Annotated in this window: 17 protein-coding genes; 6 read left to right on the top strand and 11 right to left on the bottom strand. The window is 70.4% G+C overall.

Annotated elements, in window-relative coordinates:
* Positions 1-26: 26 nt before the first annotated feature.
* The gene (locus DMC61_RS05215) at positions 27-2,132 is read right to left on the bottom strand and encodes a catalase (RefSeq protein WP_125687275.1); all 2,106 of its coding nucleotides are present in this window, start codon (positions 2,130-2,132) and stop codon (positions 27-29) included.
* Positions 2,133-2,238: 106 nt separating this feature from the next.
* On the opposite strand from DMC61_RS05215, the gene DMC61_RS05210 reads away from it, so the two are divergent.
* Genes DMC61_RS05210 through DMC61_RS05185 form a run of 6 tightly spaced genes read left to right on the top strand, consistent with a single transcriptional unit; the run spans position 2,239 to position 7,923 of the window.
* Positions 2,239-3,603, top strand: a complete 1,365-nt coding sequence (locus DMC61_RS05210) for an aldehyde dehydrogenase (protein WP_125687274.1) — start codon at positions 2,239-2,241, stop codon at positions 3,601-3,603.
* Positions 3,603-4,637: an FUSC family protein gene (locus DMC61_RS05205; RefSeq protein ID WP_125687272.1), complete on the top strand. Its 1,035-nt coding sequence runs from the start codon at positions 3,603-3,605 to the stop codon at positions 4,635-4,637. Before DMC61_RS05210 ends, DMC61_RS05205 begins: the two co-directional genes overlap by 1 nt.
* A 28-nt stretch (positions 4,638-4,665) precedes the next feature.
* Positions 4,666-5,715, top strand: a complete 1,050-nt coding sequence (locus DMC61_RS05200) for an NAD-dependent epimerase/dehydratase family protein (RefSeq protein ID WP_125687270.1) — start codon at positions 4,666-4,668, stop codon at positions 5,713-5,715.
* Positions 5,712-6,521, top strand: coding sequence for a nucleotidyltransferase family protein (locus tag DMC61_RS05195; protein WP_125687268.1), 810 nt, complete (start codon positions 5,712-5,714; stop codon positions 6,519-6,521). The genes DMC61_RS05200 and DMC61_RS05195 overlap by 4 nt, the downstream gene beginning before the upstream one ends.
* On the top strand, positions 6,518-7,255 hold the full coding sequence (locus tag DMC61_RS05190) for a metallophosphoesterase (protein ID WP_016333527.1): 738 nt from the start codon (positions 6,518-6,520) through the stop codon (positions 7,253-7,255). The genes DMC61_RS05195 and DMC61_RS05190 overlap by 4 nt, the downstream gene beginning before the upstream one ends.
* Positions 7,252-7,923 (top strand): PhoU domain-containing protein, encoded by a 672-nt coding sequence (locus DMC61_RS05185; protein ID WP_016333528.1) that lies wholly within the window; start codon positions 7,252-7,254, stop codon positions 7,921-7,923. The genes DMC61_RS05190 and DMC61_RS05185 overlap by 4 nt, the downstream gene beginning before the upstream one ends.
* A gap of 99 nt (positions 7,924-8,022) precedes the next feature.
* Here the strand turns inward: DMC61_RS05185 and DMC61_RS05180 are convergent, their stop codons facing one another.
* The 10 genes from DMC61_RS05180 to DMC61_RS05135 form a co-directional block, all read right to left on the bottom strand.
* Positions 8,023-8,586 (bottom strand): hemerythrin domain-containing protein, encoded by a 564-nt coding sequence (locus DMC61_RS05180; RefSeq protein WP_125687266.1) that lies wholly within the window; start codon positions 8,584-8,586, stop codon positions 8,023-8,025.
* 62 nt (positions 8,587-8,648) lie between these two features.
* The gene (locus tag DMC61_RS05175; protein ID WP_199749904.1) at positions 8,649-9,323 is read right to left on the bottom strand and encodes a DUF6766 family protein; all 675 of its coding nucleotides are present in this window, start codon (positions 9,321-9,323) and stop codon (positions 8,649-8,651) included.
* Positions 9,324-9,421: 98 nt separating this feature from the next.
* Complete coding sequence (locus DMC61_RS05170; RefSeq protein WP_125687262.1) at positions 9,422-9,802, bottom strand: hypothetical protein; 381 nt, start codon at positions 9,800-9,802, stop codon at positions 9,422-9,424.
* A 42-nt stretch (positions 9,803-9,844) separates the two neighbouring features.
* Positions 9,845-10,456, bottom strand: a complete 612-nt coding sequence (locus DMC61_RS05165; protein ID WP_125687260.1) for a flavodoxin family protein — start codon at positions 10,454-10,456, stop codon at positions 9,845-9,847.
* Positions 10,453-11,760, bottom strand: coding sequence for a UDP-glucose/GDP-mannose dehydrogenase family protein (locus tag DMC61_RS05160; RefSeq protein WP_199749903.1), 1,308 nt, complete (start codon positions 11,758-11,760; stop codon positions 10,453-10,455). Before DMC61_RS05160 ends, DMC61_RS05165 begins: the two co-directional genes overlap by 4 nt.
* Entirely contained in the window at positions 11,753-12,691 is a 939-nt protein-coding gene (locus DMC61_RS05155; RefSeq protein WP_370456387.1) for a glycosyltransferase family 9 protein, read from the bottom strand. Before DMC61_RS05155 ends, DMC61_RS05160 begins: the two co-directional genes overlap by 8 nt.
* The gene (locus DMC61_RS05150; protein ID WP_125688051.1) at positions 12,688-13,374 is read right to left on the bottom strand and encodes an SDR family oxidoreductase; all 687 of its coding nucleotides are present in this window, start codon (positions 13,372-13,374) and stop codon (positions 12,688-12,690) included. Before DMC61_RS05150 ends, DMC61_RS05155 begins: the two co-directional genes overlap by 4 nt.
* Entirely contained in the window at positions 13,374-14,732 is a 1,359-nt protein-coding gene (locus DMC61_RS05145) for a PfkB family carbohydrate kinase (protein ID WP_125687256.1), read from the bottom strand. The genes DMC61_RS05150 and DMC61_RS05145 overlap by 1 nt, the downstream gene beginning before the upstream one ends.
* Complete coding sequence (locus tag DMC61_RS05140; protein ID WP_199749902.1) at positions 14,729-15,292, bottom strand: SIS domain-containing protein; 564 nt, start codon at positions 15,290-15,292, stop codon at positions 14,729-14,731. Before DMC61_RS05140 ends, DMC61_RS05145 begins: the two co-directional genes overlap by 4 nt.
* Before the next feature lie 16 nt (positions 15,293-15,308).
* Positions 15,309-16,931: a carbamoyltransferase C-terminal domain-containing protein gene (locus DMC61_RS05135; protein ID WP_125687254.1), complete on the bottom strand. Its 1,623-nt coding sequence runs from the start codon at positions 16,929-16,931 to the stop codon at positions 15,309-15,311.
* Between the last annotated feature and the right edge of the window lie 181 nt (positions 16,932-17,112).

Raw genomic sequence — 17,112 nt, 5'->3', positions numbered from 1 at the left:
GGTACCCGGGTGCGACGGCGGCAAACTCACGCGGGGATCGCGTCGGTCTTCCGCAGCCACGAGCGATGTTCACCCAGTTGTGCGGTGAACGAGGCGAAGAAGCCGTCGGGGAGGGTCGCTTCGGCCGCCGTGGTGGTCACGACGCCCTGGTCGATCAGGGTTTCGGTGTCGTCGGCCAGCTTCGAGGTCACCCCCGCCCGGCGCAGCAGGTCGATACCCGAGCCGAACGCGGCCACCGGCTTGCCGTGTTTGTACGCCTCGGCGACGAAATGCACCGCGTAACCGTCGCGTTCGAGGACGTTGATCGCGCTGGGGCCGCACGGGACGACGACGGCGTCGTACAGCACCGACGCCATGGTGTTGAGCTGCTTGTCCGGCCGCAAGGGATCCCCTTCACCACCCGGGCGGAGTTCGGCCTCGGTCGGCGCGAGGACCTCGACGATCGCACCCTGCTCGGTCAGCGTCTCGACCAGGCGGCCGACACCGATCGTGTCGACGCCGTCGGCGGCGAGCACCGCGACCTTCCGGCTGGTCGGCGCGACGGAAGGCTGGTTGAGCTGCGAAAGCGCGGGGGAGGTGCGGTCGTGGTGCGGGGTGACGGGAGCGGCGGGCACGCTCACCCCGATTCCCTCGGCGACTTCGGCGGCCAGATCGTGGTCGACGTTGTTGAGCTCGGCGATCGTCCGCGACCGGACCTCCCGGTCCACGACCTTGCCGAGTTCGAACCGGAACGCCGCGACGATGTGCTCGCGTTCGATCGGCGACATGCTGTTCCAGAACAGTGTCGCCTGACTGTAGAAGTCCTTGAAACTCTCGCTGCGGTCCCGGATCTTGTGGCCCGCGACGGCTTCGGTGTAGTGGCGGAAGACGCCGGAATCGGCGATCGCCGGGCAGCCGCCGACGAGCGAGTTCGGGAAGTAGCTCGTCCGTCCCTTGTGGACGTTCTGCTGGCCGTACCCGTCGCGCTGGTTCGTGTGGACCGGCGCGATCGGCCGGTTAACCGGGAGCTGCGAGAAGTTGGGGCCGCCGAGCCGGATCAGCTGCGTGTCGAGGTATGAGAAGTTCCGGGCCTGCAGCAGCGGATCGTTGGTGAAGTCGATACCGGGGACGATGTTCGCGGTGTGGAAGGCGATCTGCTCGGTCTCGGCGAAGAAGTCCTCGGGGTTGCGGTCCAGGACCATCCGCCCGACCGGGCGCACGGGCACCTGCTCCTCCGGGATGATCTTCGTGGCGTCCAGCAGGTCGAAGTCGAAGTCGTGCTCGGAGTCCTCGTCCACCAGCTGCACGCCGAGTTCCCATTCCGGGTACTGCCCGGCCTCGATGGCGTCCCACAGGTCGCGCCGGTTGAAGTCGGGATCCTTGCCCGCGATCTTCTGGCATTCGTCCCACACCAGGGAATGCGTGCCGAGGACGGGTTTCCAGTGGAACTTCACGAAGGTGCCCTTGCCGTCGGCGTTGACCAGCCGGAACGTGTGCACGCCGAACCCCTGCATCATCCGGTAGCTGCGCGGCAGCGCTCGATCGGACATCAGCCAGAGCACCATGTGCAGGCTCTCCGGCTGGAGCGAGACGAAGTCCCAGAAGGTGTCGTGAGCCGACTGGGCCTGCGGGATCTCGTTGTGCGGCTCGGGTTTCACCGCGTGCACGAAATCGGGGAACTTGATGCCGTCCTGGATGAAGAAGACCGGCATGTTGTTGCCCACCAGGTCGTAATTGCCTTGGCGGGTGTAGAACTTCGTCGCGAAGCCGCGGACGTCGCGCACGGTGTCGGCCGAACCGCGGGAACCGGCGACGGTGGAGAACCGCACGAAGACGGGGATCTTCTCGCCGCTGGTGAGGAATTCGGCGACCGTGTAGTCGGCCAGCGCGTCGTCGTAGGCCTCGAAGAAGCCGTAGGCGCCCGCGCCGCGCGCGTGCACGACCCTTTCAGGGATGCGCTCGTGGTCGAAATGGGTGATCTTCTCGCGGGCGTGGAAGTCTTCGAGCAGGGTCGGGCCCCGGCTGCCCGCGGTCAACGAGTCGTCGGTGTGGTCGACGCGGACCCCCTGCTGTGTCGTCAGCACGGACTGTTCCGGATCCACCCGGCTTCCGTCCAGCTGCTCGTCCTTCGCGTCTTCTCGATGCTGTGCCACAGGTCTCGCCCCTTCGCGGTGGTGGGTTCCCTCGCGGCTACCCCGGCACCGTTTCGGCAAAACGACACCGGGTAACCGGCGTGCGGGAAACTTCGAGGAGGTGCGAATGACGACGGTGGACCGGCCTGCCGTGCTGGAGATCCGCGATCCCGCCGACGACCGTCTCGTCGGCAGCGTCAAAGCGGTGACGGCCGACGGCGTCAAAACGGCGATCGCCACGGCGAAGCGAAGTGCCCCGGGTTGGGCCGCCACACCGGCGGCCGAACGCGGGATCGCGCTGAAGGACGCGGCCCGGTCGCTCCGGTCGCGGGCGGGCGAACTCGCCGTCCTCATCGAGAGCGAGACCGGCAAACCCCGGGACGAGGCCGAAGAGGGCGTCCTGGCCGGAGCCGGGACCTTGGAGCAGTACGCCGAATTGGGGCCGGTGCACCGGGGCCGGTCCCTGCTGGGCGATCCTTCGGCCACCGACCTGATGGTGCCGGAACCCCGGGGCGTGGTCGTCGCGCTGACACCGTGGAACGATCCCGTCGCGGTGGCCTGCGGGCTGCTGGGCGCGGCCCTGGTCACGGGGAACACGGTGGTGCACAAGCCGAGCGAACGCTGCCCGCACACCGGCGCCTGGCTGGGAAACGTGCTGGCACAGGCAGTTCCCGACGACGTGCTCCAGACCGTGCAGGGTGACGGAAGCGTCGGCGCCGAACTCGCGGCCCATCCGGACGTCGACGTCATCGCGCATGTCGGCAGCACGGCCGCGGGCCGCTCGATCGCGGCGAACGCGGCGCGGACCGGCGCCAAGGCCTTGCTGGAGAACGGCGGGAACGACCCGCTCGTCGTCGACGCCGGCGTGGACCCGGTCTGGGCGGCCGAGCAGGCGGCGATCGGCGCGTTCGCCAACTCCGGGCAGATCTGTGTCTCGGTCGAACGGATCCACGTGCACCAGGACGTCGCGGACGCCTTCCTCACCGCGCTGGTCGCCGAGGCCGGTCAGCGCACCTTGGCGCCGCTCGTCGACCGGCGCCACCGTGAAGGGGTGCACGCCCAGGTCGCGGAGGCGATCGCGCAGGGCGCCGACCCGCTCGCCGGAGGATTCGTACCCGACGGTCCCGGTGCCCACTACCCGGCGACCGTCCTCGCCGGATGCACCCCGGGGATGCGGGTCCTGACCGAAGAGACCTTCGGCCCGGTCGCACCGGTGACCGTGGCGGCGGACTTCGACCAGGCACTCGAACAGGCGGCCGCCGGCGAGTACGGTCTCGCGGCCACGGTGCTCACCTCGTCGATGGCCCACGCGCAGCGCGCCTGGCGCGAACTCCCCGTCGGCACCGTGAAGATCAACAACGTCTTCGGTGGCGCGCCCGGCGGGGCCGCCCATCCGCGCGGTGCCAGCGGCAGCGGCTATGGCTACGGGCCGGAGTTGCTCGACGAGATGACCCAGACCAAGGTCGTCCACTTGGGCCCGCCGGGTCCGTGATGGGCGGGAAGACGCCGTTCGCCTGGGCCGCGCGGGCGTTCCGGGTGCCGGGGGAAGAACGCCGGAGTCTCGTCCAGATCGCGAAGGCCACCGCCGCGGCCGTGATCGCGTGGATCGTCGCGACGGCGGTGCTTCGGCTGCCCCAGCCCTTCCTGGCGCCGTACGCGGCGGTGTTCCTGGTGCAGGCCACCGTGTACCGGTCGCTGCGGGGCTGGGCGCAGCAGGTCGGTGCCGTCAGTGTGGGAGTGCTGCTCGCGGCGGGCGCCGGTCAGCTGATTCCTTCGGTGACGGTGGCGCTCGGGCTGGTCATCTTCGTCGGCCTGCTGATCGGCTCGTGGCGCGGGTTCGGTGATTCGGGGGTGTGGGTCGGGATCACCGGCATGCTGCTGATCTCCTACGGCAACGCGACCGAACCCGTCCTGCTCGCCGACCGGCTGCTGGAAACCGCGCTGGGGGCGGCGATCGGCGCGGTGCTCACCGCGGTGATCCTGCCCCCGCTGCACGGCGAACGCCTGCGGGCGGCGACCACCCGGCTGGCGTCGGCTATCGCGGACGTCCTCGACAAGACCGCGGGACTGGTCCGCGGCGCCGAGACGACCGACGGCCTGGACGAGCGCATGGAGGACGTCCGCAGCCTGGTCGCGGAGGCGGAGGACGCGATCGGCTGGACCCGGGAGGGCCGGTACCTGAACCTCCGTGGACGGCGTGAGACCCGCGAGGAACCGTTGGCGAACCTCGTGTCCCTGTGGCATCCGCTCGCCCAGCTGATCGACGCCGTCAGCGAGGCCACCCGCAGCGAGCAGCCGTTCCGGCATCCCGGCGAGCACGCGCGCGGGGTGGTCGGCGAACTGCTCGAAGCCCTCGCCGAGGTGGCCCGTTCGGGTGATCCGGAGAAGCTTGATCGATGCCGCGACCTCGTCGGCGAGATCGACCACCTGCTCGTGACCCCCACGGACGAGGTCACCACCTCGATCGGGCTGGGGGCGATGGCGCTGCCGGCCCGGCGTCTCGTCCAGCGGCTCCGCGCCGATTAAGGCGACGCGACGGTGGGTAACCGTACCCATGAGCGGTAAGCGGATCGTGGTCACCGGCGCCACCGGCAACGTCGGCACGGCGGTGGTCCGCGCACTGGGCGCGGACCCCGAGGTCGGCTCCATCGTCGGCGTCGCCAGGCGCCCGAGCCGATGGGAGAGCCCGAAAACCGAGTTCGTCACCGCGGACGTCGCCCGCGACGACCTCCGTTCCGTGTTCGACGGCGCCGACGTGGTCATCCACCTGGCCTGGCTCTTCCAGCCCACACACCGGCCCGAGGTCACCTGGCGCTCCAACGTGCTGGGTTCGATCCGGGTGTTCGAAACCGCGCAGGCGATGCGGGTGCCGTCGCTGGTATACGCGTCGTCGATCGGGGCGTACTCGCCGAGGGACGACGACCACCCGGTGACCGAGGACTGGCCGACCCACGGGTCGCCGAAGGCGGCGTACACCCGCGAAAAAGCTTATGTGGAAAGGGTTCTCGAAGCCTTCGACCGGAGTCATCCGCGGCTGCGGGTGGTCCGGGTGCGGCCGGGATTCCTCTTCCAGAAGGCCGCGGCGCCCGAGCAGCGACGGCTCTTCGGCGGCCCGTTCGTCCCGGGCAAACTCGTACGGCCGTCGCTGATCCCGGTACTCCCGGACCTCCCGCAGCTGAGGATCCAGACCGCGCACACCGAGGACGTCGCCGACGCCTATCGCCGCTGCGCGCTCCAGGACGTCAAGGGCGCCTTCAACATCGCGGCCGATCCGGTGCTGGACACCCGGGCGCTGGCGCGGATCTTCGGCGCCAAACCGGTGAAGGTCCCGGCGCCGTTCGTCCGTCGCGCGCTGGCCGCGGCCTGGTCGTTGCATCTGATCCCGGCCACGCCGGGACTGTTCGACGCCGTTCTACACCTGCCGGTGATGGACTGCACGCGCGCCAGGGAAGAACTGGGCTGGACGCCTCGATACTCGTCGGAGGATGCGATCGAAGCCTTCCTCAAAGGGTTGCGGGAAGGCGAAGGATTCCCGACCGAACCGCTGAAACCGGACGTCGGCAGGGGACACGAACTGGCCACCGGAGTGGGGGAGCGACCGTGAACGAGAAGGAACTGCTGCACACGCTGACCAGGGTCGTGTCCACTTTGGACCAGACCGACGTGCGGTTCGCCGTCGCCGGCGGCCTCGCCGTCTACGCGCGCGGCGGCCCGCCGTCCGATCACGACGTCGACCTCTTCCTCAAGGAGGAGGACATCGAGGAGGCGGCGAAGGCGCTGGAAGCGGCCGGTCTGAGACGGGAGCACCCGCCGGAGGACTGGCTCACCAAGGTCTACGACGGGGACTGCCTCGTCGACCTGATCTTCCGGCCCAACCATCGGCCGGTCACCGACGAGATGCTCGACCGAGCCTCGCTGATGCGGGTCGGCGCCACCGCCGCGCCCGTGCTCAACGGGACCGATCTGCTCGTCGACAAGGTCCTCGTGCTCAGCCCGCACCGGTGCGATTTCGCGCCGTTGCTGCGGATCGCGCGCGACCTGCGCGAGCAGGTCGACTGGCACCGAGTGGCCGAAGAGACCGCCGAATCGCCGTACGCGTGGTCGTTCCTGACCCTGCTCGCGGCACTGTCCATCGTCGACGGAAAGGAGCTCCCGATGCCCGAGGAAGCACCCCAGTACCTGGTCGCCAGGCTGACCAAGGCGCTGGCGGAAGACCCGAGGACCGCCGAACTCGGCGTGCACGTCACCGTGCGCGGCGACCAGGTCCGGCTCAGCGGCGAGGTTCCGTGCGCCAACCGCAAGGCCGACATCGAGGCGGTCGTTTGCGATCACATCGCGGCCGAGCTGGTGCACAACGACGTCCGGCTGGCCGACGTCCGGGAGCCGTCGCACGCCGAGGAGATCCGGTGATCCGGGTCGCCGCGGTCGGGGACGTCCACCTCGGGGAGGACAACCGAGGCCTGCTGCGGCCGGCACTGGACAACATCGCCGAACACGCCGACGTGCTGCTGCTCGCCGGCGACCTCACCCGGCACGGCAGCGTCGACGAGGCCAGGGTGGTGGCCGACGAGTTCGCCGGGCTCGACGTCCCGGTGATAGCGGTGCTGGGCAACCACGACTACCACTCGGACGAGGCCGAAGCGGTCAGCGGGCTGCTGGAGGAAAGCGGGGTCACCGTCCTCGAGGGCTCGGCGACCACCGTCGAACTGGAGGGCGGGAAGCTCGGCGTCGCCGGGGTCAAGGGCTTCGGCGGCGGGTTCGCGGGCAAATGCGCGAGCCGGTTCGGGGAACGCGAGATGAAGGATTTCGTCGAGCACACCATGGCGACGGCCAGGCGGCTGCGCGCCGCGCTGGAAGGCCTCGAACACGAGCAGCCCGACGTGACCGTCGCGCTGACCCACTACTCGCCGATCCCCGGCACCCTGCACGGCGAACCGCCGGAGATCCACCCGTTCCTGGGGTCGTACCTGCTGTGCGAGCCGATCGACGACGCCCAGGTGGCCCTCGCCGTGCACGGCCACGCGCACTACGGCAGCGAACAAGGGGTCAGCCCCGGCGGGGTCCCGGTACGCAACGTCGCCCAGCCGGTGATCCGCGCGGCGTACGCCACGTATGTCCTCGAACCTGCGAAAGTGCTGACATGAGGGAACGATTCCACGGTCAGCTGAGCGTTCTCGGCGAACTCCTGTCGAGCATGTGCGGCATGGCCTGCGAAGAACTGCACCTGGCGAACCGGGTCTTCCTCGACCGGGACGTCGAAGCCGCGGCCGAGCTGGCGACGGTCGAGGCGAGACTGAACGCGGCGCGGACCCGATGCGAGGAGTCCGCGCAGAAGCTGCTCGCCCTGCAGGCGCCGGTGGCGGGTGACCTGCGGACCGTGCTCGCGGCGGTGTACTGCGCCGACCGGCTGGAGCGGATGGGCGACCTCGCCCAGCACATCGCCGACCAGGCCTTGCGGGCGCCGGAATTCGCGGTTCCCGACGCGCTCGCCGGGCGTTTCGGTGAGATGGCCGGGCTCGTCTGTTCGATGGCGGAAGACCTCGGGTCCGCGATCGACGGGCCGACGGCGGAGGTGTTCCATTCGCTGGCCCGGTCCGACGAGCGGGTCGACGCGCTGTACGAAGAGCTGATGACCCTGGTGACCGATCCGGAGTGGGCCGACGGCGTCGCCCCCGCGATTTCGGTGGCGCTGCTGGCGCGGTTCTACGAACGGTTCGCGGACCAGGTGGTGTCGGTGGCGCGGCGGGTGGATTTCGCGCTCACGGGGGAGTTGCCGGAGTCTTCCGTGCGGGATGCGCCTGCTGAACTCTGAGGATCGCTCGCGTTTGCGCGTGAAGGCCCCCTTCCCTCGGCTCAGCCGAGGGAAGGGGGCCTTCACGCGCTGGACCTAAGCGTGAGCGCCTGGCGAAGGTCAGGTCGCCCGGTCCGACAGCGCGTCCCGGATCTTGTCGATGAACGCCGTCCCCGGCGCCAGGATCCGGTTCGCCGGCGGCCGGTCCGGCGCGGCGGGATGCGGCCTGGTCGGGGCGATCTCCTTGGCCCGCAACACCTTTTCGCCCAGCTCCCGCAGGTCTTCCGGAGAACAGGCGGCCTGGAGCTTGGGCAGCAGGTCGCTTTCCTCCTCTTCGATATGGTGCCGGACGTCCTCGATCAGCTTGCCGACCAGTTCGTCGAACCGGTTGTCCGTCGGCTCCAGCCCGATGAGGTCGTTCATCACCCGTTCGGCTTCCGCGTGCTCCTCGATCTCGTGGTCGGCGACCTCGTCGCCGTCGGGGAGGTGCTTCCGCGCGGCGGGGTACATGTGCTGTTCCTCGGCGATCGAATGCCGCACGAGTTCGGCGATCACGTGGTCCGCCAGGTCCTTGCGGTGCTGGTCACCGCCCTTGCCGGACTCCAGTTCCTTGAAGATCCGTTCGAAGGCGCGGTGATCCTCCGTGATCACCGTGACGAGGTCGTGTTCCGTGGTGGGGGTCATGGACACTCCTGTCCGTGGTCGTCAGTCCGACGCCGGACGGATACCCGTTCCCCGTGGTTCAATCACCCGGATTCGTCCGTCGCCCGATGCGGCGCGCCGACGGGTTTGGATTCCGGGGAGCCGCGCTGGCGCAGGTACACGCTGAACACCGCCATCGAGCCGATGGCGAGGAATTCCGACTGCCAGTTCTGCAGGGTGCGGTTCCAAAAGTCCGAAGACGCCAGATAGCCGAACCACGAAACCGGATCGCCGAATTCGGTGAGCTGTTCGGCGTTGTACGCGCTCATCCCGGCCACGGACTGGGCGAGCCAGGACAGCAGGAACAACCCCAGCATCACCAGTCCGAGTGACATCGAGAAGATTCCCGTGCGCCAGCCGCCCGCCTTCACCCATTTCGGTGAATTGGCCGTCGCGTGCGGCCCGACCTGCTGGTCCTCGTCCGTTTCGAGCCCGACGCGGTCGGCCGGTTTCGATTCGGGGGAACCTCGTTGCAGCAGCCACACGGTCGCGAACACGTAAAGGAAGAACTGCAGGTATTCCGATTGCCAGTTTTCGGCGACGTCGACGGCGAAATCCGCGGACGCCAGGTAGTCCAGCAGGCCGACCGGCTCGGCGGCGTGGCTGAGCCGCCCGTCGTTGTAGTTCGCGAGACCGGCGAACGCCTGCCCCGCGAGACTCAGCAGGAACAGCAAGCCGAAGCCCAGCGAAAGGGCGTTGTCACGAAAGAACACTCGCATCATCCGCCCCCTTCACCGGTGCAGCAGGCCCAGCAGGACGCAATAGCCGAGGACGGCCACGACGAAGACGAGATAGACGGTGAACACCGGACGCGCTCTCATGGGCCACCCACCGCGCAGTCGTAGACCTGTTCGTTGCGGTGGCGGCAGCCTGCTCCCGTGATCACCCAGCCGGTGGACGACTCGTGCAGGAACAGTGTGTCGCGGGCGGTCTTCACCTGGGCTTCCTCGCTCCAGATCGAGACCGTTTCCGGCGTGCCGTCCGGGACGTTCGCGCCGGCCAGGCCGCGTTCGCAGCCTTCCGCCGCCCAGGATTCCCGCACCCGGGGCGCGAGCAGCGCGCACGCCGAGCGGTGATCACCCGACGCGAGCGCGCCGAGGAACCGCCCGGCGGCTTCCCGCACCGGCTCTTGCCCGCTCGCCCCGGTACAACCGGCGAGCAGCAGGCACACACCGAACGCCAGCGTCTTGACGATCACGGAAGACGGGTACCCGGCCCGGCCGGTGGTTACACCTCGGGGTCAGGACGCGGGGTACTGGCGCTCGCGCAGCAGATTCGCCAGATGGACGGCGTTGCGTGCCAGGGTCGAGTTGGTCGATTCGACCGCTTCCGGCGTTTCGTCGAGGTCGTTGTAGTCCCCGCCCTTCATCGCCTCACCGTTCCAGTAGGTGCCGCCCTGCGCGGGCACGGTGAAACCGACGTCGTTGAGGGCCTGGAAGAGATCGGCGGTGATCTTGTGCGCGCCGTCCTCGTTGCCGACGACGGCGGTCACGCCGACCTTGCCGAACATCGACGGCCTGCCCTCGTCGTCCGTTTCGGACAGTTCGGCGTCGAGCCGTTCCAGCACCCGCTGCGCCACGCTGGACATGTGGCCGACCCAGGTCGGGGTCGAGATCAGCAGGATGTCGGCGGCGGCGACCTTGCGGCGGATCTCCGGCCAGGCGTCGCCGTCACCCATGTCGGCCTCCACCCCCGGTTTGACGTCGTGGTCGACCACGCGTACGAGTTCCCCGGTGGCGCCGTGCCCGGCCAGTTCGTCCAAAAGCTGCTGCGCGATCAGCGCGCTGCTCGACGGGGCCGGGGACGGTTTGAGCGAGCACACCAGTGCGAGGGCCTTCAACGGCTGGGTCATCCTGTCCTCCTGTTCGGATCGGTGCCGAGTCCCGTGTGGACGAAGCCCGCTTCGCCGACGGTCGCCGGGTCCAGGAGATTCCTGGCGTCGACGACGACGGCGTGGCCGGTGGCGGCGGCGAGCCGGTCCCAGTCGAGCTCGCGGAACTCGGGCCACTCGGTGAGCACGACCAGCGCCGCCGCGTCCTTCGCCACCAGGTACGGGTCGTCGACGACCTGGACGGTGTCCGGTTCGACGGCTTCGACGCCGGGGTCGTACGCGGTCAGCACCGCGCCGCTCCTGGCGAGCTCCCGCGCGACCGCAAGGGCGGGGGAATCGCGCAGATCCCCGGTTCCCGCCTTGAACGCCAGTCCGAGCAACCCGATACGGATGCCCGAGAGCGAGCCGTCCGAAACCCCGGTGATCGCGAGGCGGATCTTCCGCACCACGGCCGCCCGCTGACGGGCGTTGGCCTTCATGGCGTCACGGAGGATGCCGAAGTCGACCCCCGCGTGTTCGGCGGTCCGCAGCAGCGCGGCGGTATCCTTGGGCAGGCACGAGCCGCCCCAGCCGGGGCCGGGGACGAGGAAGGCCGGCCCGATCCGGGAATCGAGTCCCATGAGCCGTCCGACGTCGCGGATGTCGGCGCCGTAGTGCTCGCAGAGTTCGGCGAGGACGTTCACATAGGACACCTTGAGTGCCAGGAACGCGTTGCTGGCGTACTTCGCGAGCTCGGCGCTCGCCGGATCGGTGAACCACACCGGCGCGTTCGTCTCCCCGTACAGGGTCGCCACCCGCTCCGCTGCCGTCCTGTTCCCGGGAAGTGCGCCGAGGACGACCCGGTCGGGATTGAGGAAGTCTTCGACGGCGTGTCCCTCGCGGAGGAATTCGGGATTGCTCACCACGGGCAGGTCCGGCCCGAGCGACTCCGCCAGCCGGGTCCCGGTGCCGACCGGCACGGTCGACTTGGTGACGACGACGCAGCCGGGCGCGAGCAGCCCGGGCAGCGTGGCCACGACCTCGTCCAGCATCCGGACGTCGGCGTCCCCGTTCTCCCCTTTGGGTGTGGGCAGGCACAGCAGCACGAAGTCCACATCGGCCAGTTCTTGCGGAGTGCCGGTGAAACGGAGCCGCCCGCAGCCCAGCCCGTCCCGGACCAGTTCCGTGAGCCCGGGTTCGGCGATGGTGACCTCACCCCGGTTCAGATCGTCTACTTTGGACAGATCGTTGTCGACGCAGACCACCTGATGCCCCAGATGCGTGAAACACGCCGCGCTGGTGAGCCCGACGTACCCGGCGCCGATCACCCCCACCCGCTCAACCACGGGGAGCTCCCGTCCGGAGCAGATCCTCGGCCGCGGTGAGGACGCGTTCCTCACGTAACAGCAGCAGCCCCGCATCCGGTGCGTCACCGTGCGGGTCGCCGACGTCCCCCACCCAGAGGACCGTATGCCGCGGGTCTCCGGCCGGCGGGCCCCAGAGCCGCGGCGGGGTCGGCCCGAACAGCAGCACCGACGGCGTCCCGTACGCGGTCGCGAGGTGGCCGACACCGGTGTCGCCGCAGATCACCAGCCGCGCTTCGGCCACGGTCGCGGCCAGTTCGGCGAGGCCGCCGCCCACGAGAGCCGCCTCGTCGGGAAGCCCGGCCTCCTCCACGACCGCGCGGACGAGGGGTGCCTCCGGCGTGCTTCCCGTGACGACCACGCGATGCCGGGCGGAGAGTTCCCGCGCCACCCGCGCGTACCGGTCCGGCGGCCAGCGCCGGGCGGCGAAGGCGGCGCCAGGGTGGATCACCACCGCGTCCGACGCCGGGCTGGGACCGGGCGGCGGGGGCAGGGCGAGGTCGTCGCGATCGGCGGGGATACGCGCGGCCTCGAGCAGACGGCACCAGCGGTCGACTTCGTGCGCTTCGGCGGGCCAGTCGGGGCCGTCGACGCCGGGGAAGTCGGGATGCCGGTGGGTGATCAGTTCGAGCGGATCCTGGGCGAGCAGATCGTGGATGCTCTCCGGGCCGCGGCCGTGCAGGTTCACCGCCAGCCGAGGCGGCTCGCCGGGCCAGGACAGTTCGCCGAGCCCGGCAGTCGGGAGCAACTCGTCCACGGCGTCGATCAGCTCGACGAGGTCGCGCAGGTTCTCCGGAGCGGCGAGGACCAGCCGCTCGTCTGCGAAGGCGCGGCGCAAAGCGCGCAAGGCGGGGACCGCGGTGAGCAGGTCGCCCAGGCCGAGCGCGCGCAGCACGAGGATGCCACCGGTCACGGCCACGACCCTTCTTCCGAAGCGCAGACCACGAGTTCGCGGACCTCACAACCTGGCGGCTGGGACAGGGCGAACACCACCGAGGCCGCGACGTGCTCGGGCTGGTTGAGTTTCGCGTCCGGCGGCGGCTTGTACTGCTCGGCCCGGTCGTCGAAGAACGCCGTGTGCATACCGCCGGGGATGAGCAGCGTCACCCCGACCCGGCCCGAGAGCTCCATGGCGAGCGCCCTGGTGAAGCCGACGACGCCGAATTTCGACGCGCAGTAGGCACTCGCGTCCCCGGCGACCCGCAGGCCCAGCGTCGACGCGCAGGTCACCACCGTGCCGCGGCTCAGCCGCAGATGGGGGAGCGCCGCCCGGACGACCGCGGCGGTGCCGAGCAGGTTGACCCGGATCACGCGCTCCCAGTCCTCAGTGGACACTTCGTCGAGCGGGCCGCACGCGTCGGTACCCGCCGCGGTGAAGACGCCGTCGATCCCGCCCGCCCGTTCGGCGAGTTCGTCGACGGCGCGCGCGGCCGCGGCGGAGTCGGACAGGTCGGCCTGGACGAACGCGACGTCGCCCGCCGGTTCGGCGCGATCGACGACGAGAGGGGTGCCGCCCGCCTCGCGGACGGCTTCGACGGTCGCGGCACCGAGGCCGGACGCGCCGCCGGTGATCAGGACGTTGCCGAGAGGACGCATCATGCTCCTTCCGCCGCGGCCACCAGCCGGGAGGTGGAATAGCCGCGGATGGTCGGGATCAGGACGATTTCGCCGCCGTGCCGTCGCACCACGGCGCTTTCGGGGAGTTCGGTGTCGGCGTAGTCGCCGCCCTTGACCCAGACGTCCGGGCGCAGGCGGTCCAGCACCGCGGCCGGGTCGGGTTCGTCGAACACCACGACGGCGTCGACCGAAGCGAGTTCGGTGAGCAGCCGGGCGCGGTCGCGGGCGGTCACGATCGGCCGCCCCGGTCCCTTCAGCCCGCGCACCGAGGCATCGGAATTGAGGCAGACGACGAGACCGTCGCCCAGGGCACGCGCCTGCCGCAGCAGGGTGGCGTGTCCGGGGTGCAGCAGATCGAAGCAGCCGCCCGTGGCCACGAGCCTGCCGCCTCGCGCACGGATCCGTGCCGCGACGTCGAACGCCGAAATACCATCGTGGCGGGACTCCGGCTCGGGCGCGTTGTCCACTGTGGACAGGGTGGCGGCGCCGCCGGTCGCGACGAACCGGGCCGCCGTCTCGACGCCGGCCGCCACGGCGTCGGCGGTGGACGCGCCGTCGAGCAACGCCGCGGCGACCGCGGACGCGAAGCGATCACCCGCGCCGCACGTGTCCTTGGCGACGACCCCCGACGGCGGCCGGAACGTCATACACGGTCCGCCCTCCGTCAGCACAGCGCCGTGCGCGCCCGTGGTGACGCTGACCGCGTCGGCCTTCCACAGCGCGTGCATCCGCTTCGCCAGGTCCCCGGGGTCGGCGCGGGTCTCGGTGAGCTGCTCGGCTTCGGCGAGATTCGGGGTGGCCAGCCGGACTCCCGGGACCGGCTCGCTGCCGCGGGGATGCGGATCCCAGACGATGGGGACACTGCCCGCCAGCTCGGCGAGCAGCGCGCGGATCTCCGGATGGCCGGTCACCCCGCGGCCGTAATCGGCGACGAGGATCGCGCCCGCCGACCGCAGCGCCTCGCGGACGCCGGAGGTGAGCGGGGAGAACTCGGCCCTGCCGTCACCACTGTCGAGACGGATCAGTGACTGTCCAGCCGCGCGCACCCGCTTCTTGGTGACGGTGGTGCCGAGCAACGGCATCGGTACCGTCCGGACCTCGCGCTCCAGCAGCCCGGTCAGGATCCGGCCCGCCTGATCATCACCCAGCGGTGCGACCAGCACGACCTCGGCGGTGGAGCGGGCCGCGAGCAACGCGGCCAGCCCGGCGCCGCCCGGCCGCCGCCATTCCCGGATCAGGTCGACCACGGGTACGGGCGCGTCCGGGCAGAGCCGGTCCGACGTGCCGTCGACGTCGACGTCCAGCAAGGCGTCGCCCAGGACCACCAGCGGCCTCACGTGGGCACCCCGAGCGCGTCGTCCAGCGCGGTGCACAGGGCGTGCACCAAGGCGAGGTGGACCTCCTGCACGGTCGCCATCGACGGCGCCTCCACCGGGATCGCGTCGGAGCACAGCGCGGCGAGCGGGTTGGGTGAGGGGCCGGTGATCGCCCAGGTGGTGATGCCGATTTCATGGGCGGCCTTCGCGGCCGCGACGACGTTCTGGCTGCTCCCGCTGGTGGAAAGGCAGACGAGGATGTCGCCGGAGCGGCCGTGCGCGCGCACCTGCCGGGCGAACACCTCGTGCTCGCCGTAGTCGTTGACGATGGCGGTCACGGCCGAGGTCTCCGCGTGCAGGGCGATCGCCGAGAACGGCTGCCGGTCGTTGCGGAACCGGCCGACCAGCTCCCCGGTGAGATGCTGCGCTTCGGCGGCACTCCCGCCGTTGCCGCAGGCGAGCAGCCGTCCGCCGGCGGACAGCACGGCGGCGAGGTGGTCACCCCAGCCACGGATCTTCGGCGACCAGGAAGCGGACTTCCCGGCGGCCTCGCTCAAAGCCGCGAAATGTTCTTCGATCACGACACACCTCCAAAGGTCAGGGACGGCGGACCACGAACGGTCCGAGGGCGAGCAGGTCGATGGGGGCCGAGCCGAAGCACTCCAGGGCGTCCCTGGGGGAATCGACCATCGGCCTGCCCGCGGTGTTGAGGCTGGTGTTGACCACGGCGGGCACGCCGGTACGGCGTTCGAACGCGCCGAGCATCCGCGCCACGAGCGGCTCGGCGTCCGCGTCGACCGTCTGAACCCGGGCCGTACCGTCGACATGGGTGACGGCCGGGATGCGGTCCCTCCACTGTGGAGCGACGTCGTGCACGAAAAGCATGTAGGGGCTGGGAAGCGGGCCGCGGGAGAAGATCTCGCCCGCGCGTTCGGCGAGCACCATCGGGGCGACCGGACGGAACTGCTCGCGGCCCTTCACGTCGTTCAGCCGTTCCAGATTGGTCTCGTGCCCGGGATGTGCGAGCAGCGACCGGTGGCCGAGCGCCCGCGGGCCGAACTCGGCCCGGCCCTGGAACCAGGCCACGATCCGGTTTTCGGCCAGCGCTTCGGCGACGGCCTCGGCGATGTCGTCCGGCCGCTCGTAGCGCACGTTCGCGGTCTTGAGCGCGTTCTCCAGCTGCTCGTCCGTCCAGCCGCGGCCGAGATCCGCGCCGGTCATCGGGCCGCCGTGGTCGCCGAATTCGGCGGCGAGCTCCAAGGCCGCGCCGAGCGCGGTGCCGGCGTCACCGGCGGCGGGCTGGACCCAGATCCGGTCGAACGGCCCCTCGGCGTGGAGCCGGGTGTTGGCGACGCAGTTGAGCGCGATCCCGCCCGCGAGCGCGAGGTCGGTGTGCCCGGTGTGCTCGTGGAGCTTGGCCGTCAGGTCGAGCAGCACGTCCTCCAGGCACCGCTGGACGCTCGCGGTCAAGTCGGCGTGGATCTGCCCCGGTTCCTGTCCCGGCTCGACGGCGGGGGCGAACGACGCCCAGTCGATCTCGTCGGTGCGGAATCCCATCCCGTTGGTGTGCACGCTTTCCGCGATCCGGCCGAGGAAGCGGGGCTTGCCGTAGGAGGCGAGGGCCATCACCTTGTACTCGTCACTGGACCGGGCGAAACCGAGGTGCTCGGTCAGGTCCTCGTACATCAGCCCGAGGGAATGGGGGAGCCGCTGCTCGGCGAGCTCCTCGAACTTGCCGTCGCGATACTCGCCCGCGAGGTAGGACGTGCTCTCGCCGCGGCCGTCCGCGACCAGCACCGCGCAGTCCCCGAACGGTGCGGCGAGCGCGTCCGAGGCGGCGTGCGCGACGTGGTGCCGCACGAAGCGGACGATCCCGGGATCCAGCCCCGGCAAGGCCGCCTTGAGGAACCCAGGGGCCCGGCGGGCGAAGTCGGTGCGGAGACATTCGTTCTTCCCGTCGTGCCCCGCCATGCCCGGCTCGACGAGCGCCGGATCATACGAATAGCCGACGGCGTCGAGATCCTGAGCGGAGATTCCCGCCTCGGCCAGGCACCAGGCGGCGGCCTCGACCGGCTGTTCCCACGCGGAGAACGGCACCGGCCGCTTGCCGTGTTTGCGTCGGCTGAACCGTTCTTCCTCCGCCGCCGCCACGATTTCGCCATCGACGACCAGGGCAGCGGCCGGGTCGTGGAAGACGGCGTTGATACCGAGTATGCGCACCGGGCCACCTCTCCGGTTCGGGGCCGCGGGCCGTGACCCGCGCTTACTCCCGTAGCGCTACCCGGTGCGTTCGGGGATAAACGATGCGGCGCAAAAGCCCAGGACGTCGCTACAGAGCGAAGCGTCTCTCGGGGGATATGGGTGAGACGGCGCGTGTGATCAGATGGACGACACGCGTGAC

Source organism: Amycolatopsis sp. WAC 04169 (genome assembly GCF_003947535.1).
GTDB classification, from domain to species: Bacteria; Actinomycetota; Actinomycetes; order Mycobacteriales; family Pseudonocardiaceae; genus Amycolatopsis; species Amycolatopsis keratiniphila.
Note: the sequence above shows the minus strand (reverse complement) of the source record. Positions and strands in the feature narration are given on the sequence as shown.